This window comes from Pedococcus badiiscoriae, assembly GCF_013408925.1.
GTDB lineage: Bacteria > Actinomycetota > Actinomycetes > Actinomycetales > Dermatophilaceae > Pedococcus > Pedococcus badiiscoriae.
Window position 1 is genome coordinate 1538140 of sequence record NZ_JACCAB010000001.1, and the last position, 20095, is coordinate 1558234.

A 20095-nucleotide genomic window follows, 5' to 3' on the forward strand; every position below is an offset into this window, starting at 1 on the left:
CCGACCCGGAGTCGACCCAGGGCCGTCAGTGGGAGGCCTGGAAGCCGCGCAGTCGAAGGCTGTTGGTCACGACGAAGACAGACGACAGCGCCATCGCGGCACCCGCGATCATCGGACTGAGCAGGCCGAGCGCGGCGAGCGGGATGGCCGCCACGTTGTAGGCGAAGGCCCAGAACAGGTTGCCCTTGATGATGCCGAGGGTTCGCCTCGCCAGCCGGATCGCATCCGGGGCCGCCCGAAGGTCTCCCCGCACCAACGTGAGGTCGCTCGCCTCGATGGCCACGTCACTGCCGGTACCCATCGCCAGGCCGAGATCTGCCTGGGCCAGGGCGGCCGCGTCGTTGACCCCGTCGCCGACCATCGCGACCGTCCTGCCCTGTCCCTGCAGGCGTTTCACCACCTCCACCTTGTCCTGGGGCAGGACGTCGGCGATGACCTCGTCGATGCCGACCTGGCGCGCGATCTCCCGCGCGGCCGGTTCGTTGTCACCGGTGAGCAGGATCGGGTGCAGCCCCAGGGCCTTCAGCTCTGCGACCGCGTCGGCCGAGCTGTCCTTGACCGTGTCCGAGACCACCAGGACACCCCTCGGTCTGCCGTCCCAGGCCACCAGCACGGCGGTGGCGCCGCGCTGCTGGGCCGAGCTCACGGCATACCGGAGGTGGTCCGGGACGGGCACTGCCCAGTCGGCGAGCAGCTGCGGTCGACCCACGATGACGGCGCGGTCGTCCACGGTGCCGTGGACGCCGAGGCCCGCGGTGCTGACGAAGCCCTCCACGGTGGGGAGTGTGCCGATCCCCCGCGCGGCGGAGGCGACGGCGCGGGCGACGGGATGCTCGGAGGCGTCCTCGAGCGCTCCGGCGAGGCGCAGCACCTCCTGCGCGTCCTCGCCGTCGGCCGGCACCACCTCGGTGAGGGTCATCCGGCCGGTGGTGACGGTGCCTGTCTTGTCGAGCACGACGGTGTCGACGCGCCGGGTGGACTCCAGGATCTCGGGGCCACGGATCAGCAGCCCGAGCTGGGCGCCACGTCCGGTGCCGACGAGCAGGGCGGTCGGCGTCGCGAGGCCGAGGGCGCAGGGGCAGGCGATGATCAGCACCGCGACCGCTGCGGTGAAGGCCGCGGTCCAGCCTCCGCCCGTGGCGACCCAGACGACGAGGGTGAGGGCGGACAGGACGATCACGACGGGGACGAAGATGCCGGAGACGCGGTCAGCCAGGCGCTGCACGTCGGCCTTGCCGTTCTGGGCGTCCTCCACGAGGCGGGCCATCTGGGCGAGCTGGGTGTCGCCGCCGACCCGGGTGGCCCGCACCACGAGCCGGCCCCCGGCGTTGACGGTGGCGCCGACGACGGCATCGCCCGGTCCGACCTCCGCGGGCACGGACTCACCCGTGACCATCGACGCGTCCACGGCGGAGGTGCCCTGCTCGATGGTGCCGTCGGTCGCGACCTTCTCCCCCGGACGGACGACGAACCGCATCCCCACGCTGAGCTGGTCCACCGGGATGCGTTCCTCGCGGCTGTCGCCTTCGCCGCGCAGGACCGCGACGTCCTTGGCGCCCAGCTCGAGCAAGGCCCGCAGGGCAGCGCCGGAGGTCCGTTTGGCGCGCGCCTCGGCGTAGCGCCCGGCCAGCAGGAAGGCGGTCACCCCAGCCGCCGCCTCGAGGTAGATGGTGTCTGCCCCGTTGCTGCGCTCCAGCGTGAACCGGAACGCGTGGGTCATGCCAGGGTCGCCGGCCGTGCCGAAGAACAGGGCGTAGACCGACCAGCCGAACGCGGCCAGTGTGCCGACCGAGATCAGTGTGTCCATGGTCGACTGGCCGTGCCGCAGGTTGGTCCACGCGGCCCGGTGGAACTGCCAGCCACCCCAGACGACCACGGGCGCCGCGAGGGTGAGCGACGCCCACTGCCAGTTGCGGAACTGCCACGCCGGGACCATCGCCATCGCGATGACGGGAACGGCCAGCGCGACGCTGACCAGCAGCCGGTGGCGCAGTGCCCGCGTCGGGTCGGCCTCGGCGTCCTGCTGCGCGCCCTGGTCCCGGGCGACCACGGGCAAGGCGGCTGTGTAGCCGGTGCGCTCGACGGTCTGCAGGAGGTCGTCGGTCGTGACGCCCTCGGGGAAGGTCACCTTGGCCTTCTCGGTGGCGTAGTTGACCGTCGCGACGACCCCGTCGATCTTGTTGAGCTTCTTCTCGATCCGGGTCGCGCAGGAGGCACAGGTCATCCCGCCGATGACGAGCTCGACGCTGCTGGGCACGCTCATGGCACGAGGGTGTAGTCGCCCGCCTCGTCGAGGGCCGCCGCCACCTCCGCGGGAGTCAGCTCACGCGTGGCGTCGACGGTCACGGCGGAGGTGCCGCCCGCCACGAGCGAGACCTGGACGTCCGTGACGCCGTCGAGGGCCTGGAGCTCCTGCGTCACCGCGCTCGCGCAGTGGCCGCAGGTCATGCCGTCGACGGCGAAGTTCTGGATGCTCACGAGGTGCTCCTTGCTGTGGTGGTTCGGGGTTGGTGACTGGAGAGAGCCGGGGGGTGGTCGGTCAGGACCGGACGAGCCGCGCGATGGCGTCCGACGCCTCACGCACCTTCTCCTGCGCCTCGGGCCCACCCCGTCGGGCGGCGTCGACGACGCAGTGCTCGAGGTGCTCCTCCAGCAGCTCGAGCGAGAAGGACTGCAGGGCCTTGGTCGCAGCGGACACCTGGGTGAGGATGTCGATGCAGTACTTGTCCTCCTCGACCATGCGCTGGAGGCCGCGGACCTGGCCCTCGATGCGGCGCAACCGCTTGAGATGGCTGTCCTTCTGGTCGTGGTACCCGTGGTGCGTCTCGTCCATGCCCACGACTATACCCCCCGGTGGTATCTGAACGCACGTCTGTGCACAGACAAACGTCCCGCTCCGCAGAGAGCAGGTCTCTGCGAAGCGGGACGAAAGTGTGTGAAGAGGAGGCGACCCGGGGTCAGCGCATCGGGTCGAACGGCTTGAGCTGCTCGACCTGCTTGCCGGTGACCATCGTCTCGGCGAGGAGGCGGCCGGTAACCGGGCCCAGGGTGATGCCCCACATGCCGTGACCGCCCGCGGCGAAGACCCGCGGCGACTTCGTGGCACCGATGAGCGGCAGGCCGTCGACGGTGCAGGGGCGCGAACCGACCCACTCGTCCTTGCGGTTGTCGAGGTCGGCGCCGCGCAGCAGCGGGCGCGCAGCCTCGGCGATGGCGCGGATGCGGCGCTGGTCGAGTGCGGCCTCGGGCTTGCGGAACTCCATCATCCCCGCGACGCGCAGCCGGTCACCGATCGGCGTGCAGGCGACCCGCTGGGCCGGGAAGTAGACCGGGCCGTTCGGCACGTGGTCGATCTCGACGGAGAACGAGTAGCCGCGGCCGGCCTGGACGACGTTCTTGACGCCGAACTGGCGAGCCAGCTTCCCGAGCCAGGCACCCGTCGCGAGGACCGCCGCGTCGAACTCCTCGACCGAGCCCTCGGCGGTGGTGACGACGACGCCGGCACCGGTGTCGCGAAGGTCGGCCACGGTCGAGGCGTCCATGATCTTGCCGCCGCGCTCCCGCACCGAGTCGGCCAACGCGTGGACGTAGCTGCCCGGGTCGATGAACCGCTGGCCCTTGAGCAGGATGGCCGAGCCGATCTCGTCGGACAGGCTCGGCTCGATGGCGCGAGCCTGGTCACCGGTCAGCGCGTCGAACTCGATGTCCTGGCCGGCGGCGTGGATGTGCTCGATCTCCTCGAGCAGCGTCACCCGCTCGGCCTCGGTGCGGTACGACGCGAGGAACGACTTCGCCTCGCGGGTCTCGGCCTGCACGCCGCCCTCACGCAGCAGGTCGAAGCTCTCCAGCGACAGGTCGTTGACCGGCACGAGCGAGCCCATGGCCTTCTTCCAGGCCTTCATCGTGGAGTTCCGGGTGAAGCCCGTGACGAACTTGAGGAACTTGGGGTCGGCACTCGGCGGCACGTAGACCGGTGAGGACGGCGACAGCACCGCGCGCAGGCCGTACTTGAGGACGGCAGGCTCGGGCAGCGGCGTCGCGATGCCGGGCGTGAGCCACCCGGCGTTGCCCCACGACGAACCCGCGGCCACGCCCTCACGGTCCAGGACGGTCACGTCCACCCCGTGCTCCTGGAGGAACCAGGCGGTCGACAGACCGACCATGCCGGCGCCGACGACAGCGACGCGCTGGGGGACGGGGAGACCTGCTGCGGTGATGGGAGCCATGGTTCGAGCGTGACAGTGCGTGAGGTATGCCGCCTTGTCCCGACAGCACGAACATCACCGACTGACTTGTGCCCCCGACACAAGCACAGGCATGCTGGTCGGGTGCTCGCCGTGACCGATCTCGTGGCCACCCTCGGTGGCCTGCTCGCCCTGGGGGTCGAGCGGGACGGCGCCGAGGTCGACGACCTGACGATCGCCGAACCGGGTCAGGGGATCGTCGGGCAGCCGGGGGACCTGGTCCTCGGGGTGGGTGTGGAGTCGGCGGAGGCCGCGGCCGACCTGGTGCGCCGTGCTGCGACGGCCGGAGCCGGCGGCGTGGTCCTGCGGCGCAGCATCGCCCGGCGCCGCACCGTCCGTGACCGGGCACGCAGGAGCGGGATCGCCCTCGTCGAGCTCGCCGAGCAGGCGTCCTGGGCCCACCTCGTCTGGCTGCTCCGTGGCGTCATCGACCGGGCGGCGGTCGGACCGGGTCGGCGCGGTGACGCGCCGGTGCAGGACGACCTGTTCGCGCTCGCCGACGCCGCGGCCGCGCTGGTCGACGCCCCCGTCACGATCGAGGACGCCCAGTCCCGAGTGCTCGCCTACTCCTCACGACAGGACCTCACCGACCCGGCTCGAGTCTCCACCATCGTGGGCCGCCGGGTGCCCGACGAGGTGCTCGCGAGCCTGCGGGCCCAAGGAGTCTTCCGCCGGCTGGCCCGCTCCGCCGAACCCGTCTTCGTCCCGGCCTCGGGCGGCACCAAGCCCCGCCTCGTCATCCCGGTGCGTGCGGGTGGTGAGTGGCTGGGCTCGATCTGGGCCGTGGTCGAGGAACGCCCACCCGCCGCCCTCGTCGGCGAGCTCGTCCAGACCTCCTCGGTGGTCGCCCTGCACCTGCTGCGGCTGCGTGCCCAGGCCGACCTCTCGCGGCGGGTCGCGGCGGACCGCCTGCGCGGGGTCCTTTCCGGGAACGTCGCGGGCGCCGAGGACTGGCTGCCTCCCGGCCCGTGGCGCGTCGTCGTGCTCGGCGGGGAGGGCGACGCCACCCGCCTGCTCGACCTGTGGGAGTCCGTCTGCCGCCGGCACGCGTGGAACCAGCCGCTGCTCGCCGACCTCGACGGCCGCGTGTATGCCGTGGTGCGGGATGCCGTCGACGACTCGCCGGGCGCCTGGGGCTGGCTGACTGCGGTCGTCGCGCAGGTGGGCGACGAGACCGGGGCGCTGACGGCGCGCGCGGGCCGCACGGCATACGGACCGGGGGAGCTCCAGCGCTCGCGGGGCGAGGCGCAGGAGGCCGACCGGGTCGTGGACCCGGCGACGGCGGTGGCCACGCACGAGCAGGTGTGGGCCGAGGTCACCGTCGCCAGGGCCGCGAGCACGCTGGTGGGAGATCCGCTCGGGCCGATGGAGGTGCTGCGGGACCACGACGCCGAGCACCACAGCGACTACCTGCTGACCCTGGCCGCCTGGCTCGACCACCCCGGGGCCCCGACCCGCGCTGCCCACTCGATCCACGTGCACCCCAACACGATGCGCTACCGGATGGCCCGCATCGCCGACCTCGCCGGTCTCGACCTGGACGACCCGACGGTCCGACTCGCCATCCGCCTCCAGATCGCAGCAGCGGTGGGTCAGTCCACCCAGTAGTTGTCGTGGTGCCGCATGAACTCGTCGCGCTCCTGGGCGCTCATGGTCTCGCCGGCCGCGACGCGGGCCAGGCCCTCGAAGTAGGCCTCGCGGGGTGCGCCCGGCGCGAAGTGCAGCAACATCGAGGCGGGGCCCCACTCGTTGCGGAAGCCGTGCAGCCCACCGGGCGGGACGTGCACGTAGTCGCCCGGGCGGCTGCGGTTCCACCTCTTCCCGTCGAAGATGCTGACCTCGCCGGACAGGACGTAGAACGACTCGGCCAGGGTCTTGTGGAAGTGCGCATCCGGACCGCTGGGCGGGCCGGCGAACTCCCACCGGTAGAGGCCGAACAGGCCGCCCGTCGACTCACCGGTCGAGAGGTAGTGGACCCGGTTTCCGTTGGGGTACAAGACATCTGGCGCGCTGTCGGCCAGACGGACAGTGGCACTGACCTCGCCGCTGATGCCGTCGTAGAGGGGCGGTGGATAGCTCATACCGGCCATCCTGCCTGACCCTCGCAGCCGGTCAATTGGGGCTTCGCAGGACAACCCTCACGAGCGGTACCTCTTGCGCTAATCGCCTGACGCTGGCATGGTCGTTCTCAGATGTAAGCGCTTTCAACGAGGAAGGCAGACCTGTGGCGACCGGCCAGACACCCACCAGCGGGACGACGATCTACTCCGTCGCCGAGCGTGCTGGCGTCTCCATCGCCTCTGTCTCCCGGGTCCTCCAGGGCTCGACGGCAGTCTCCGAGAAGACCCGTCGGCGGGTCCTCGAGGCGGCCGACGAGCTCAGGTACGTGCCCCTCGCCGCCGCCCGCAGCCTCGCGGTCCGCCATCACGAAGCCCACGGCCTGGTCCTCCCCGAGCTGTCCGGTCCCTACTACTCCGAGCTGCTGATGGGCTTCGAGTCCCGCGCCGCCGAGCTCGGGCAGAGCGTCGTGCTGATGCTGGCCGAGGGCAAGCACGACCTCGTCCGCGCCGTCCGCAAGCTGGCGACCCGCGTCGACGGCCTGGCCATGTTGGGCTCCGCGGCCATCCCGGAGGACACCGTCACGGCGCTGCACGGCTCCAAACCCGTTGTCCTCATTGCCGGTGACCCCCGTCCCGACGTCGACAGCGTCACCTCGGAGAACACCGGGAGCGCCGCCGAGATCACCAGTCACGTGCTGAGGCACGGTCGCACCCAGGTCCTGTTCCTCGGCGACCCGGCCTCCGGCCCCGACGTCCGAGACCGGTATGCCGGCTTCGTCGCCGCCCACGAGTCGGCTCGCCGCGTCGCCGCCGAGCCGGTGCGGATCCCCTTGCGGGAGCGCGACGGCACCGCTTTCGCCGAGCGGATGCTGGCCGGGGACCTGTCGGCCGACGCCCTCGTCTGCGCGAACGACGAGCTCGCCCTTGCCGTGATGAAGCGACTGCGCGAGGGCGGCAGAACTGTCCCCGGCGATCTGGCCATCGTCGGCTGGGACGACGTCATGACGGCTCGGTACGTGGAGCCGGGCCTGACCACCGTGCGCCAGCCCGTCCGCGAGCTCGGCGCGATCGCCTCCGACCGGCTGCACCAGCGCATCACGGGGGCAGTCGTCGGAGTGGAGCCACAGGTCATCCCGACCAGCGTGGTGATCCGGTCGTCCTGCGGCTGCCCGCCCCGAGCAGACCCCGGCTGAGCCGGCCGCGCGGCACCCCTGACCGGACGCCGCACCGACGCACAACTGCTGTTTCACCTGTTCCCCGATGAAAGAGAGAAACCCGATGAGACGCACCTCCGCCGTGGCGGTCGCGACGATCGCCGCCACCGCGCTGACCCTGACGGCCTGCGGCCGTGGTGGCAGTGGTTCGACAGCAAGCGAGACAGGGAAGAACGTCGGCTCTGGCAAGGCCACCGGCACCATCACCGTCTGGGCGATGGGTGCGGAGGGCGACAAGCTCCCCACGCTGGCCAAGGAGTTCGAGGCCGCCAACCCCGGCGCCAAGGTCAACGTGACCGCGATCCCCTGGGACGCGGCCTACCAGAAGTTCACGACCGCCATCACGGCCGGCACGACGCCGGATGCCGCGATGGTCGGCACCACCTGGATGGGTGAGTTCGCCGGCAACGACGCGCTCGACCCGACGCCCCCGTCGATCGACAAGTCCGCGTTCTACGACGGCGCGCAGAAGTCGACCGAGGTGAAGGGCACCTCCTTCGGTGTCCCGTGGTACGTCGAGACGCGTCTCGTCTACTACCGCAAGGACCTCGCCGCGAAGGCCGGGATCACCACGCCCCCGACCGACTGGGCCGGCCTGAAGGCGATGGCCAAGGCGATGCAGACCAAGGCCGGGGCCAAGTGGGGCATGGGGTTCCAGGCCGGTGGCCAGGGCTCCTGGCAGTCGATCATGCCGTTCGCGTGGTCGAACGGCGCCGACCTCACCAAGAACGGCGGCAAGGGATACAACTTCGACAGCCCGCAGGTCCTCGACGCCGTGAAGTACTACCAGAGCTACTTCACCGACGGCATCTCGAACAAGGCCGCTCCGGCCACGCCGACGACCGAGCCCGACTTCGTCAGCGGCAAGGTGCCGATGTTCATCTCCGGCCCGTGGGAGATGTCGGCCGTGGAGAAGGTCGGTGGCGCCGGCTTCAAGGACAAGTACGACGTCATGCAGGTGCCCGCCAAGGTCAAGTCGTCGTCGTTCGTCGGCGGCTCCGACCTCGTGGTCTTCAAGAAGTCCAAGCAGCGCGACACCGCCTGGAAGTTCATCCAGTGGCTGAGCGACCCCAAGACCCAGGTCAAGTGGTACCAGTCCTCGACCGACCTCCCGGCAGTCAAGTCCGCCTGGCAGGACCCGGCCATCAGCGCCGACACCAAGCTCGCCACCTTCGGCAAGCAGCTCGAAACCGCCCAGGCCCCGCCGAGCTTCCCCTCGTGGGAGCAGGTCATCGCCAGCTTCGACACGGAGATGGAGAAGGTCACCAAGCAGGGCGCCGACCCGGCTGCTGCCCTCAAGACGGTGCAGCAGCAGGCTGACTCGATCGGCACCGGCCAGTAGCCATGGCCACCACCACCGAGGTGACCCCGCGCGGGGAGACGGGCCACACCAGCCCGTCCCCCCGCCGGGGAGGCGCCGGGATGCGAGCCGTGCGGGAGGGGCGGGCCGCGTGGACGCTCGCCCTGCCGTTCTGCCTGTTGTTCCTGGTCTTCACCGCGTGGCCGGTGCTCCAGTCGCTCTTCATGAGCTTCACGGACACCAAGTCCCGCGACCTGAGGAGCCCGTTCTCGGTCAACGTGGTGGGCTTCGACAACTTCACGAAGGCCTTCGCCGACCCGGTCTTCCGCAAGGCGGCCCTCAACACCGCCTACTTCGTGCTGATCGGCATGCCCCTCACGCTCGGGATCGCCCTGGCGGCGGCGGTGGCGCTGGACAAGGGGATCACCCGGTTCCGGTCGGCCTTCCGCCTCGGCTTCTACCTCCCCGTGATCACCTCGATCGTGGCGGTGGCCGTGGTCTGGCGGTTCCTCCTCCAGCAGGACTTCGGCCTCATCAACACGGTGCTCGGCTGGGTCGGCATCCCCGGGCCCAACTGGCTCGGCGACCCGAACTGGGCGATGCCCGGCCTGATCCTGATGGCCTCCTGGCGCAACTTCGGCACGGCCATGATCATCTTCCTGGCGGGCCTGCAGGGCGTGCCCTGGGTGCTCCACGAGGCCGCCGCGATCGATGGTGCCGGTGCGTGGCAACGGTTCCGGCACATCACGCTGCCGATGCTGCGGCCGACGATGCTCTTCGTGTCGGTCACGACGTCGATCGGCTACCTCCAGTTCTTCGAGGAGCCGTTCGTGATGACCAGCGGAGGTCCGCTCAACAGCACCATCTCGATGTCCATGTACACCTACAAGCAGTTCGGCTTCGGCAACTACGGCTATGCGGCCTCGATGAGCTACATCATCTTCGTCGTCATCGCGATCGTGGCTGCCATCCAGTTCCGCCTGCTGCGTGACAACACGTGAGGTCGTCATGAGTGCACACACCCGCGGCCGTTGGTGGCTCTACGCCCTGCTGACCGTCATGCTGGTCGCCGTCGTCGCTCCGTTCGCCTGGATGGTCCTGGGCAGCTTCAAGACCCAGGGCGAGCTGCTCCAGAACCCCCCGACCTGGTGGCCCCAGACGGCGACCCTGGACAACTACACCCAGCTGTTCTCCCGACTGAACTTCAAGCAGTACTTCTTCAACTCGACGGTCGTGGCAGTCGCCGTGACTGCGGGCAACCTGCTCTTCTGCTCGATGCTCGGCTACGCGTTGGCGATGCTGAGCTTCAAGGGCAAGAAGGCGCTGTTCGGCGTGGTCATGGCAACGCTGATGATCCCGGGCGTCGTGACGTTCGTGCCCTTGTTCGTCCTCGTGGCCAACATCGGTCTGATCGACAGCCTGCCCGGACTGATCCTGCCGTTCCTGGTGACGCCGTTCGGGGTCTTCCTCATGCGGCAGTTCTTCCTGGGCCTGCCGCGCGACCTGCTCGACGCGGGACGCGTGGACGGGGCAGGTGAGCTGCGCATCTTCACGCGGATCTTCCTGCCGCTGGCCGGGCCCGCCCTGGCCACGTTGGGGATCCTCACTTTCCTCGGCAGCTGGAACAACTTCCTGTGGCCGCTGGTCGTGGCCCAGCAGGAGCAGCACTACACGCTGCCGGTGGCGCTCGCGCTCTACTCCACCGGCCAGAACTCCACCCAGTACGGGCTCCTGCTCGCCGGCGCCACCGTCGTGGTCGTGCCCGTGCTGCTCGTCTTCCTCGTCTTCCAGCGTCGCTTCATCGAAGGGATCGCGACGACCGGCATCAAGTGACCGATCACGAAACCGCCGTAGCCGGCAGCACGACGCACCACTCGCCGGCGCAGGACCCACACCCTGATTGGAGCCTCACCCATGGCCAGCACCTCCTCCCTCACCCTGCCCAGCCCCTCCCGCAGGCAGCTGCTCGTCGGAGCCACCGCCGTGGCCGCGACCGGCTTCACGGCCAGCCGCGCCTCGTCCGCGGCGTCTGCCGCACCGGCACACCTCCGTCCTGGCAGCGCGTACGCCGCGCGGTCGGCTCGGCTGCACACCTGGGCCGCCGACACGTGGCACAGCCTCGTCGCCATGACCGACGAGAAGACCGGTCTTCCCGGGGACAACATCCCGGAGTCCCTGGCTGCGAAGGACCGCTCGGGCTACACCTCCCCGACCAACATCGGCGGCTACATGTGGTCCACCGTGGTCGCCCGGGAGCTCGGGATCATCTCCAGGGGTGAGTGCACCCGGCGCCTTGTCCAGACGCTGCACACGTTGCTGCGCATGAAGCACCACACCCCGAGCGGCATGTACTACAACTGGTACGACGAGGCGAGCGGCGACGTCATCACGAAGTGGCCCACCGACGGCAACCGCGTCTACCCGTTCCTGTCGAGCGTGGACAACGGCTGGCTCGGGGCGGCCCTGCGGGTCGTCATGACGTCCGACCGGGGCGCGGCGCCGCTGGCCAGTCGGTTGTTCGGCCGGATGCGCTGGGACATGTTCTACGACGCCGACACCTCCCACCCGGGGGTGCGACCCGGTGGGCTCATCCACGGTGGCTTCTACGACGCGCCGCCGCCGCCCGGGTTCTCCGGCTACACGGGCAACCACATCGGCATCGGGCCGGACGTCTGGTACACCAACCACCACTACGACACCACGGTGTCCGAGACCCGGATCACCTCCTACCTCGGGATCCTGACCGGGCAGATTCCGGCCAAGCAGTACTTCGCCATGTGGCGGACCTTCCCCGACACCTGTGACTGGTCCTGGCCGGAGAGCAAGCCCGTGGGCCAGCACCGGAGCTACCTGGGGATCGACGTCTTCGAGGGTGCCTACACCTACCGTGGCATGAACATCGTGCCCGGCTGGGGTGGCAGCATGTTCGAGGAGCTCATGCCCGACATGTTCGTCCCGGAGTCGAGCTGGGCGCCGCGGTCGTGGGGGCTGAACCACCCGCTGCACGTCCGCGCCCAGCGCGAGCACGGGCTCCTCGAGGCGGGGTACGGCTACTGGGGCTTCTCGCCGGCCAGTGACCCGTTCGCCAACTACCGTGAGTACGGCCTCGACCAGCTGGGCATGAACCCCGACGGGTACTTCTCCGACCGGGAGAAGACCAACGTCGACGCAGGTTTCGGAGAGTGTCGTGCCGGGACGAACCCGCACCCCACCTTCGGCGACGGTGTCGTGACCCCCCATGCGTCCTTCCTCGCGATGATGCACGAGCCCGACACCGCCTTCGCCAACCTGGCGCAGATCCAACACGAGCTCAAGGCCTACGGCGCGGGTGGCTTCTTCGACGCGGTCGCCGTGCGATCCGGCACCATCGCGCGTCGGTACCTCTCGCTCGACCAGGCGATGGTGATGGGCTCCATCGGAAATGTGCTGTCGGACAACGTGATTCGTCGCGCGTTCAGCACTCCCGCCGTGGAGCGCGCCATCCGTCCCGTCATCGGTATGGAAGAGTTCAGCGCAGGCATCGCCTAGCCGACCCCCGTCGTCGTGTGCCCCCGGGCGCCCTCCTGGAGGGCCCCGGGGGGCACGACGCCGGACACCGACGGACCCCGCGACAGACCCCAGCGACAGATACGACCGAGAGGACCCGACCCCATGCACCCGGTCAGGAAGACCAGCCCTGAGGGAGTCGAGTACCGCGACCTCAACGGGAACGGCCGCATGGACCCGTTCGAGGACCCTCGACGCAGCGTCGAGGAGCGGGTCGCCGACCTGCTCCCCCGACTGTCGCTGGAGGAGAAGGTCGGCCTGATGTTCCAGACCGTCATCGAGGCCGGTGCCGACGGCACGGTCAAGGAGGCGCCGGGGGACATCAGCAAGTCGGGCACCTCCGAGGTGGTGCTCCGCAAGCACCTCACGCACTTCAACGTCCACGCCCTCGACGACGCCCGGATGGCCGCGCGCTGGCACAACGCGCTGCAGGCCATCGCCGAGCAGGCCCCGCACGGCATACCGGTCACGATCTCCACGGACCCGCGGCACGCCTTCATCGAGAACGCCGGCGCCTCGTTCGCCGCCAAGGCGTTCTCGCAGTGGCCCGAGTCCCTCGGGCTGGCTGCGCTGCGCGACGCCGCCCTCGTCCGCGAGTTCGGTGACATCGCCCGCCAGGAGTACTGCGCCGTCGGCATCCGTGCCGCGCTGCATCCAACCCTCGACCTCGCCACCGAGCCCCGGTGGGCGCGCCAGTCGGGCACGTTCGGCCAGGACCCAGACCTCGTGACCGAGCTGGCTGTCGCGTATCTGCAGGGTTTCCAACAGGATTCGCTCGGCGCCGGCAGCGTCGCCTGCACCAGCAAGCACTTCCCCGGCGGCGGGCCGCAGAAGGACGGGGAGGACGCGCACTTCCCCTACGGCCGCGAGCAGGTCTACCCCGGAGACCGGTTCGCCGACCACCTCAAGCCGTTCCCGCCGATCATCGCGGCCGGGACCGCGGCGATCATGCCGTACTACGGGATGCCCATCGCGCTCGACATCGACGGCGAGAAGATCGAGGAGGTCGGGTTCGGCTTCAACAAGCAGATCATCACGGGGCTGCTGCGCGGCACCCTCGGCTACGACGGGGTCGTCGTCACCGACTGGGAGCTCGTCAACGACAACCACGTGGGCGACCAGGTGCTGCCGGCGCGGGCCTGGGGGGTCGAGCACCTCGACCCGGCGGCCCGGATGGAGCTGATCATCGAGGCCGGTGCGGACCAGTTCGGTGGCGAGGAGTGTGTCGAGCTCCTCCTCGAGCTCGTGGCGCAGGGCCGGGTCAGCGAGTCGCGCATCGACGAGTCGGTGCGACGGCTGCTCGCCGTGAAGTTCCGGCTCGGCCTGTTCGACGACCCGTTCGTCGACGAGGACGCCGCCGCGCAGACCGTGGGGCGCAAGGACTTTCGCGATGCCGGGTATGCCGCGCAGGCACGGTCGGTGACCGTCCTCCAGAACGGTGCGCACGGGCGCCCGCCGGTGCTCCCGCTCGCCCGGGACCAGCGGGTCTATGCCGAGAACATCTCCGCGGACGCGGTCGCAGCCCTGGGTGAGCAGGTCGACCGGCCCGAGGACGCCGACGTCGCGCTGGTGCGGCTGATGGCGCCGTTCGACCCGAGGTCCGACCTCTTCCTCGAGTCGTGGTTCCACCAGGGGTCGCTCGACTTCCAGCCCGGTCTGGCGTCTCGCCTGGCCCGGATCGCGGCGCACTGCCCGCTGGTGATCGACGTCGTCCTGGACCGACCCGCCGTCCTGACCCCCCTGCTGCCGCTGGCGAGCGCCCTCGTCGGCAGCTACGGCACGAGCGACGCGGCGCTGGTCGATGCCCTGACCTGCACGATCGCGCCGGTGGGCCGGCTGCCCTTCGACCTGCCGCGCTCGATGGAGCAGGTCCGCCGGCACGGCGAGGACGTCCCCGGCTACGACGACCCGCTGTTCGCGTTCGGGCACGGCCTCTCAGTCATCCCTACCGTTTGACCGCGTCACCCTTTATGTTTAGGCCGTGAATCCATCCCAGGCGGCCCCCGGCTCGCAGGCATCCCTGCGTGAAGCCAACAGGCTGCGCGTCCTGGAGGCTCTCCGCGACCAGGGTGCGATGACCCAGGTGGAGATCGCCGGGTTCACCGGGCTCAGTCCCGCGACCGTCTCCAACATGGTCAAGGAGCTGGACACCTCGGGGGCGGTCGAGCTCGAGCCGAGCATCAGGAACGGTCGTCGGGCCGTGCTGGTCTCGCTGGCCACGGGAAGCACGCTCATCGCCGGGATCGCCTTCGGCGACCGCGACGTGCGGGTGGCGCTGGGCACGAGCCCGCGCGACATCATCGGCCGCCAGCGCATGCCGCTGCCCGCCGACCACGCCGCCGACGAGGGGATGGACCGGGCGTCCCGGCTGCTGCTCGACCTGGTGGAGAAGGCCGGCAAGACCATGGCGGACGTCCGCGCGGTGGGCGTGGGCATCCCCGCCCCGGTCGACTCCGTCTCAGGTCAGGTGGGGAGCGAGAGCATCCTGCCCGGCTGGCGGGGGGTGGCCGTGGCAGCCGAGATGCAGGGCCGCATCCAGGCGCCCGTGGCGGTCGACAACACGTCCAACCTGGCGGCCCTGGGCGAGCTCAGATGCGGTGTGCTGCAAGGAGTTCAGCACGGCGTCTACATCAAGCTGTCCTATGGCGTCGGGGCCGGCCTGATCCTCGACGGCGACCTGTTCCGCGGCGCTGCGGGCACGGCCGGGGAGATCGGGCACCTCACGATCGACGAGAACGGGCCCGTCTGCCGCTGCGGCAACAGGGGGTGCCTGGAGACCTACATCGGAGCCCGCGGGCTGCTCGACGCGCTGGCCTCCTCGCACGGACCGCTGAGCCTGCGTGACGTGATCACCCGCGCGCTCGACGGGGACCCGGGCTGTCGGCGCGTGCTCGAGGATGCCGGTCGGCACCTCGGGGTCGCCGTCGCGGGCCTGGTCAACCTGCTCAACCCCGAGGTGATCGTGCTCGGTGGCCAGCTGTCCAGGGTGGGCTCGATCATCCTCAGCCCGATGCGCGCCTCGCTCGAGCGATGCGCCATCCCGAGCGCCGCGGCCTCCGTGGTGCTGCGCGAGAGCGAGCTCGAGATGGACGCCGACGTGGTCGGCGCCCTGGTGTCCGCAGCGGCTCTGCTGCCTGCCGGCGCGGGTGTGCTGGCGACCGCCGTATCCATTTCTTGAATTCAACTCTTGACGTCAAGGGTAGGTCGCGCTTAACTCAGGTGCACGCCCGCACCAACGTGGTTGTCGGCGCCTGACCAAGGGAGTTCAGCTATGCCCACCCGTTCCATTCGTCTCGCCGGGGCCGCTCTCGTGGCTGGCCTCGGCCTCGCGTCGCTTGCCGCCTGTGGCAACAGCGGCAGCACCGGTTCCGGTAGCAGCTCGTCCAGTGGTGGTGGCGGCGGCGGCAAGAAGATCGCCCTCCTGCTGCCCGAGTCCAAGACGACCCGCTACGAGACCTTCGACCGCCCGCTGTTCGAGGCCGCCGTCAAGAAGGACTGCGCGTCCTGCACGATCATCTACAGCAACGCCGACCAGGACCCTGCCAAGCAGCAGCAGCAGGCTGAGGCCGCGCTGACCCAGGGCGCCAACGTGCTCGTCCTCGACCCGGTGGACGGCAAGGCCGCAGCCTCGGTCGTCGCCAGCGCCAAGGCCCAGGGCGTCCCGGTGGTGGCCTACGACCGGTTCATCGCCGGCGCGGACTACTACGTCTCCTTCGACAACGAGACGGTGGGCAAGATCCAGGCCCAGACGCTCGTGGACACCATCAAGGCCAACGGCAAGACCTCGGGCGACATCGTCATGATCAACGGCTCGCCGACCGACCCCAACGCGGCGTCGTTCAAGAAGGGCGCCCACAGCGTCCTCGACTCCAGCGGCTTCAAGATCGCCGCCGAGTACGACACCCCGGACTGGAGCCCCGACAAGGCCCAGGCGTGGATGGAGGGCCAGATCTCGGCCGTCAAGGGCAACCTCGTCGGTGTCTACGCGGCCAATGACGGCACCGGCGGTGGCGCCATCGCCGCCCTCAAGGCCGGCGGCGTCAACCCGCTGCCCCCCGTCACCGGGCAGGACTCCGAGCTCGCCGCCATCCAGCGGATCCTCGCCGGGGACCAGGCCATGACGATCTACAAGCCGGTGCCGCCGGAGGCAGAGGCCGCAGCCAAGGCAGCCCTCGCGCTGGCCAACAAGCAGAAGCCCACGTCGACCGTCGACACCCAGGGTGTGCCCTCGACGATCCTCACCCCGATCGCGGTCACCAAGGACAAGGTCAAGGACACGATCCTCAAGGACAGCGTCTACAAGATCACCGACATCTGCACCGGTGCTTTCGCGAGTGCCTGCGCCAAGGCAGGCTTGAGCTGACGCACCCCGCACCAGCGGGTGGGAGCAGCGCCTCCGCGCCGCTCCCACCCGCCGGCGCACGCGGCATACCGGCACGACGGACCCGGTCCGCCACGGGACCCGCACCCGCTCCGGCCCACCGAACCATCGAAGGACTGACATGACCGCGACCCTCTCGCCGCCGACGACGGCCGTCCTGGCGCTGACCGGCATCTCCAAGCGCTTCGGCGCCGTGCAAGCACTCAAGGACATCGACTTCGACGTGCACGCCGGGGAGGTCGTGGCGCTCGTCGGTGACAACGGCGCGGGCAAGTCCACGCTGGTCAAGACGATCGCGGGGGTCTACACCCCCGACGAAGGGCAGATGACCTTCGACGGCACGGCCGCGAGCGTTGCCAGCCCGGCCGAGGCCCAGGGCCTCGGCATCGCCACGGTGTTCCAGGACCTCGCCCTCTGCGACAACCTCGACGTCGTCGCCAACCTGTTCCTGGGTCGCGAGCTGTACCGCGGCCGGGCCCTCGACGAGGTGACCATGGAGCAGGAGTCCTGGCGGCTGCTGCGCCAGCTCAGCGCCAAGATCCCCTCCGTGCGGATCCCGGTGGCCAGCCTGTCCGGTGGCCAGCGGCAGACCGTCGCCATCGCCCGCTCCCTGCTCGGCGCCCCCAAGGTCGTGATGCTCGACGAGCCGACGGCGGCGCTGGGCGTCGCGCAGACCGCCGAGGTGCTCAACCTCGTGGAACGCCTGCGGGAGAACGGCCTCGGCGTCATCCTCATCAGCCACAACATGTCCGACGTGATGGCTGTCGCCGACCGGGTCTCGGTGCTGCGGCTCGGCCGCAACAACGGCACCTTCAACGTCAGCCAGACCACCAGCCAGGAGATCATCGCCGCCATCACCGGCGCCACGACCAACGCCGTCTCCGAGCGCGCCGCCCGTCGCGGGGGTCCGGCTGACACCTCGAGTGCCACCTCCGCTGCCGCCCCCACGACCATCACGGAGGAGCAGTCATGAGCACCCCGACCCCCACCCCCGAGGCTCAGACGCTCGACGCGACGGCCGCCCTCCCCGCCGACCTCCAGGATGAGCGCCTCATCGCCTCGCAGGGCATCGGCGGCCTCGTGCGCGTGTTCCTCTCGAGGCTGCGCGGCGGAGACCTGGGGTCCCTGCCGGTCGTCGTCGGCCTCGTCGTCATCTGGGGCGTCTTCGCCTACGAGAACGACGCCTTCCTCTCGAGCCGCAACCTCGTCAACCTCACCCAGCAGAGCGCCGCCACGGGCACGATCGCGCTGGGCATCGTCCTGGTGCTGCTGCTGGGTGAGATCGACCTCTCGGTCGGCTCGATCAGTGGCCTCTCGGCGGCGATCCTGGCGGTCGGCTTCGTCGGGCACGGCTGGGCCCTGCCGCTCGCGATCCTCGCGTCCCTGGTGGCCGGTGCAGTCATCGGCTCGCTCTACGGCCTGCTCTACACCCGCTTCGGGGTGCCCAGCTTCGTCATCACCCTTGCCGGGCTGCTGGCGTTCCTCGGCCTCCAGCTCAAGGTGCTCGGCAAGGAGGGGTCGATCAACATCCCGTTCGACTCCGGGCTGGTGAAGTTCGCCCAGGCGAGCTTCCTGTCCACCGCGGTCTCCTACGTCCTGGTCGTCCTCGTCGTCGTCGCCTACCTCGCGACCCGGTGGCGGGCCAACCAGCGCCGCACCGCCGCAGGCCTCTCGACGACGCCCCTGATGACGCTCGCAGCCCGCGCCGTGGCGATCCTGCTCCTGCTGGGCATCCCGGTGTACGTGCTCAACCGCGACCGCGGGGTCTCCTACATGTTCCTGCTGTTCGTCGCGATGGTCGTCATCTTCGACTTCGTGATCCGCCGCACCCGGTGGGGTCGTTCGGTGCTGGCGATCGGTGGCAACGTCGAGGCCGCTCGCCGGGCCGGCATCAACGTCAAGCGGGTCTACGTCTCGGTCTTCGTGTTCTGCTCCACGCTCGCCGCACTCGGTGGACTGCTCGCGGCCGGACGCCTCGCGTCGGCCAACCAGGCCAGCGGCGGCGTGGACACCAACCTCAACGCGATCGCCGCGGCGGTCATCGGTGGCACCTCGCTGTTCGGTGGTCGCGGGTCGGCCTACTCCGCGCTGCTGGGCATCCTGGTGATCCAGTCGATCTCCAACGGGCTGAGCCTGGTCAACCTGGGCTCTCCGGAGCGCTACATGATCACCGGGGGCGTCCTGTTGCTCGCGGTCATCGTCGACTCCCTCAGCCGTCGCAGCCGTGCCGCCCACGGGCGCGCCTGAGGGTTCACCCCACCGTCGTCAGCGGGTGGCGTACTGCGCGGCCTGACGCTGCGACCAGGCGCGGTCGGCGGAGTCGATGCTGGCGCGTGAACCGAGGTCGACCCCCGCGCGCCGGGCCGCGGCCCTGGCGGCCGCGGTGGTCAGGTCGGGCAGCCGGAACTGCTCGGGAACGATGGACGCGTCGGCTGTCGCGAAGCGTCGCTGCTGGCTGGCGAGGCGGTCCGCCGACGCGGCTGCCGTGCGCAGGGTGGCGGTGGTGCTCGTGAACGCACTGCCGGTCAGCGGGGTGCTGACCAGCGGGGCGAGGCCGTCGCGGTGGCCGGCGACGTTGGGGTGGTAGCTCTCACCGACGGGGTTGGAGAGTCCGTTGAGCCACTCGACGGGGTCGCACACGGCGTGGCCGAGGAAGCGGCTGGTCGGGTTCGCGAAGATGAACCCCTTGGCGCTCGCCTGCGCCGAGATCTTGCTGTTGAGCAGGTCGGCCGTCTGGTTCAGCCGCGTCTCCTCGGCGGGGGAGAACCAGGTCAAGGCGTTGCAGTCCTCGCCCTGGAAGATCCGCGGGTAGCCGACGACGACGACCTTGGCGTTCGGTGCCTTGGCCCTGATCGCGGCAAACACCGTGGAGAGCCTGGCCGGCAGCGTGCCGGTGATGATGGACTGAGCGCCGTCGATGGCCCCGTTGCAGTTGCTCATCCACCCGGGCTTCGCACACTCGGTGAGGACGCTGGCGAATCCCGCGTCGTTGCCGCCGACGGAGATCGAGACCTGCGTCGTCGCCGAGCTGAGGGCGCTCAGCTGGGTGTTGGTCACATCGGCGACCGTGGCGCCCGAGCAGGCCCGGAAGTTCAGGGTCAGCCCCTTGCTCGCCGAGATGAGTGACGGGTATGCGTAGACCGAGCGCTGGCACGTGGTGCCGTCGCGGAGGTAGGTCCGGGTGCCCGTGCCGGAGGCGTACGAGTCGCCCAGCGCCACGTAGGAGCCCGCGGCCTGGGCGGGGGCCGCCGGGAGAGCGAAGGCGGCCGCGGCGCCGAGTGCTGCCACCGCGCCGAACGTCCGAGTCATCGCCATCGACATCTCCCCGTGCTCCGCTGGATCCGTGATCG

17 protein-coding genes are annotated in these 20095 nt (G+C 70.2%); 11 read left to right on the top strand and 6 right to left on the bottom strand.

Going from position 1 to position 20095, the window contains the following annotated elements; all coding sequences use genetic code 11:
• Positions 1-25: 25 nt before the first annotated feature.
• From BJ986_RS07360 to BJ986_RS07375, 4 genes are all read right to left on the bottom strand, one after another.
• Complete coding sequence (locus tag BJ986_RS07360) at positions 26-2263, bottom strand: heavy metal translocating P-type ATPase (protein ID WP_179421385.1); 2238 nt, start codon at positions 2261-2263, stop codon at positions 26-28.
• Positions 2260-2478: a heavy-metal-associated domain-containing protein gene (locus BJ986_RS07365; RefSeq protein WP_337794980.1), complete on the bottom strand. Its 219-nt coding sequence runs from the start codon at positions 2476-2478 to the stop codon at positions 2260-2262. The genes BJ986_RS07360 and BJ986_RS07365 overlap by 4 nt, the downstream gene beginning before the upstream one ends.
• A 61-nt stretch (positions 2479-2539) precedes the next feature.
• On the bottom strand, positions 2540-2833 hold the full coding sequence (locus tag BJ986_RS07370) for a metal-sensitive transcriptional regulator (protein WP_179421386.1): 294 nt from the start codon (positions 2831-2833) through the stop codon (positions 2540-2542).
• A gap of 124 nt (positions 2834-2957) precedes the next feature.
• Complete coding sequence (locus tag BJ986_RS07375) at positions 2958-4226, bottom strand: NAD(P)/FAD-dependent oxidoreductase (RefSeq protein WP_179421387.1); 1269 nt, start codon at positions 4224-4226, stop codon at positions 2958-2960.
• 111 nt (positions 4227-4337) lie between these two features.
• On the opposite strand from BJ986_RS07375, the gene BJ986_RS07380 reads away from it, so the two are divergent.
• Entirely contained in the window at positions 4338-5852 is a 1515-nt protein-coding gene (locus tag BJ986_RS07380; protein WP_337794983.1) for a PucR family transcriptional regulator, read from the top strand.
• Here the strand turns inward: BJ986_RS07380 and BJ986_RS07385 are convergent.
• Complete coding sequence (locus BJ986_RS07385) at positions 5837-6325, bottom strand: cupin domain-containing protein (protein WP_179421389.1); 489 nt, start codon at positions 6323-6325, stop codon at positions 5837-5839. The two genes, BJ986_RS07380 and BJ986_RS07385, sit on opposite strands and share 16 nt — an antisense overlap.
• Before the next feature lie 143 nt (positions 6326-6468).
• Between BJ986_RS07385 and BJ986_RS07390 the strand changes: the two genes are divergently transcribed.
• From BJ986_RS07390 to BJ986_RS07435, 10 genes are all read left to right on the top strand, one after another.
• Positions 6469-7497, top strand: a complete 1029-nt coding sequence (locus BJ986_RS07390) for a substrate-binding domain-containing protein (RefSeq protein WP_179421390.1) — start codon at positions 6469-6471, stop codon at positions 7495-7497.
• Between the two features lie 85 nt (positions 7498-7582).
• Positions 7583-8860, top strand: a complete 1278-nt coding sequence (locus BJ986_RS07395; protein WP_179421391.1) for a sugar ABC transporter substrate-binding protein — start codon at positions 7583-7585, stop codon at positions 8858-8860.
• A gap of 2 nt (positions 8861-8862) precedes the next feature.
• Complete coding sequence (locus BJ986_RS07400; protein ID WP_202881203.1) at positions 8863-9819, top strand: carbohydrate ABC transporter permease; 957 nt, start codon at positions 8863-8865, stop codon at positions 9817-9819.
• 7 nt (positions 9820-9826) lie between these two features.
• The gene (locus BJ986_RS07405; protein ID WP_179421392.1) at positions 9827-10651 is read left to right on the top strand and encodes a carbohydrate ABC transporter permease; all 825 of its coding nucleotides are present in this window, start codon (positions 9827-9829) and stop codon (positions 10649-10651) included.
• A gap of 81 nt (positions 10652-10732) precedes the next feature.
• The gene (locus BJ986_RS07410; protein ID WP_179421393.1) at positions 10733-12346 is read left to right on the top strand and encodes a glucoamylase family protein; all 1614 of its coding nucleotides are present in this window, start codon (positions 10733-10735) and stop codon (positions 12344-12346) included.
• A 123-nt stretch (positions 12347-12469) separates the two neighbouring features.
• A complete protein-coding gene (locus BJ986_RS07415; RefSeq protein ID WP_179421394.1) occupies positions 12470-14320 on the top strand; it encodes a glycoside hydrolase family 3 protein in 1851 nt (616 codons plus the stop codon).
• Positions 14321-14345: 25 nt separating this feature from the next.
• The gene (locus BJ986_RS07420; RefSeq protein ID WP_179421395.1) at positions 14346-15542 is read left to right on the top strand and encodes an ROK family protein; all 1197 of its coding nucleotides are present in this window, start codon (positions 14346-14348) and stop codon (positions 15540-15542) included.
• Between the two features lie 93 nt (positions 15543-15635).
• Complete coding sequence (locus tag BJ986_RS07425; protein WP_179421396.1) at positions 15636-16727, top strand: substrate-binding domain-containing protein; 1092 nt, start codon at positions 15636-15638, stop codon at positions 16725-16727.
• A gap of 139 nt (positions 16728-16866) precedes the next feature.
• The gene (locus tag BJ986_RS07430; RefSeq protein ID WP_179421397.1) at positions 16867-17718 is read left to right on the top strand and encodes an ATP-binding cassette domain-containing protein; all 852 of its coding nucleotides are present in this window, start codon (positions 16867-16869) and stop codon (positions 17716-17718) included.
• Positions 17715-18992, top strand: a complete 1278-nt coding sequence (locus BJ986_RS07435; protein ID WP_179421398.1) for a sugar ABC transporter permease — start codon at positions 17715-17717, stop codon at positions 18990-18992. Before BJ986_RS07430 ends, BJ986_RS07435 begins: the two co-directional genes overlap by 4 nt.
• A gap of 18 nt (positions 18993-19010) precedes the next feature.
• Here BJ986_RS07435 and BJ986_RS07440 read toward each other — a convergent pair whose 3' ends face one another.
• Complete coding sequence (locus BJ986_RS07440; RefSeq protein ID WP_179421399.1) at positions 19011-20060, bottom strand: SGNH/GDSL hydrolase family protein; 1050 nt, start codon at positions 20058-20060, stop codon at positions 19011-19013.
• Positions 20061-20095: the final 35 nt, after the last annotated feature.

Bases quoted from the DNA above. Each gene is read 5' to 3' on its own strand.
- BJ986_RS07400 (WP_202881203.1), top strand. From the start codon at position 8,863: ATGGCCACCACCACCGAGGTGACCCCGCGCGGGGAGACGGGCCACACC.
- BJ986_RS07410 (WP_179421393.1), top strand. From the start codon at position 10,733: ATGGCCAGCACCTCCTCCCTCACCCTGCCCAGCCCCTCCCGCAGGCAG.
- BJ986_RS07370 (WP_179421386.1), bottom strand. From the start codon at position 2,833: ATGGACGAGACGCACCACGGGTACCACGACCAGAAGGACAGCCATCTC.
- BJ986_RS07430 (WP_179421397.1), top strand. From the start codon at position 16,867: ATGACCGCGACCCTCTCGCCGCCGACGACGGCCGTCCTGGCGCTGACC.
- BJ986_RS07385 (WP_179421389.1), bottom strand. From the start codon at position 6,325: ATGAGCTATCCACCGCCCCTCTACGACGGCATCAGCGGCGAGGTCAGT.
- BJ986_RS07360 (WP_179421385.1), bottom strand. From the start codon at position 2,263: ATGAGCGTGCCCAGCAGCGTCGAGCTCGTCATCGGCGGGATGACCTGT.
- BJ986_RS07440 (WP_179421399.1), bottom strand. From the start codon at position 20,060: ATGGCGATGACTCGGACGTTCGGCGCGGTGGCAGCACTCGGCGCCGCG.
- BJ986_RS07435 (WP_179421398.1), top strand. From the start codon at position 17,715: ATGAGCACCCCGACCCCCACCCCCGAGGCTCAGACGCTCGACGCGACG.
- BJ986_RS07425 (WP_179421396.1), top strand. From the start codon at position 15,636: ATGCCCACCCGTTCCATTCGTCTCGCCGGGGCCGCTCTCGTGGCTGGC.
- BJ986_RS07405 (WP_179421392.1), top strand. From the start codon at position 9,827: ATGAGTGCACACACCCGCGGCCGTTGGTGGCTCTACGCCCTGCTGACC.
- BJ986_RS07395 (WP_179421391.1), top strand. From the start codon at position 7,583: ATGAGACGCACCTCCGCCGTGGCGGTCGCGACGATCGCCGCCACCGCG.
- BJ986_RS07415 (WP_179421394.1), top strand. From the start codon at position 12,470: ATGCACCCGGTCAGGAAGACCAGCCCTGAGGGAGTCGAGTACCGCGAC.
- BJ986_RS07375 (WP_179421387.1), bottom strand. From the start codon at position 4,226: ATGGCTCCCATCACCGCAGCAGGTCTCCCCGTCCCCCAGCGCGTCGCT.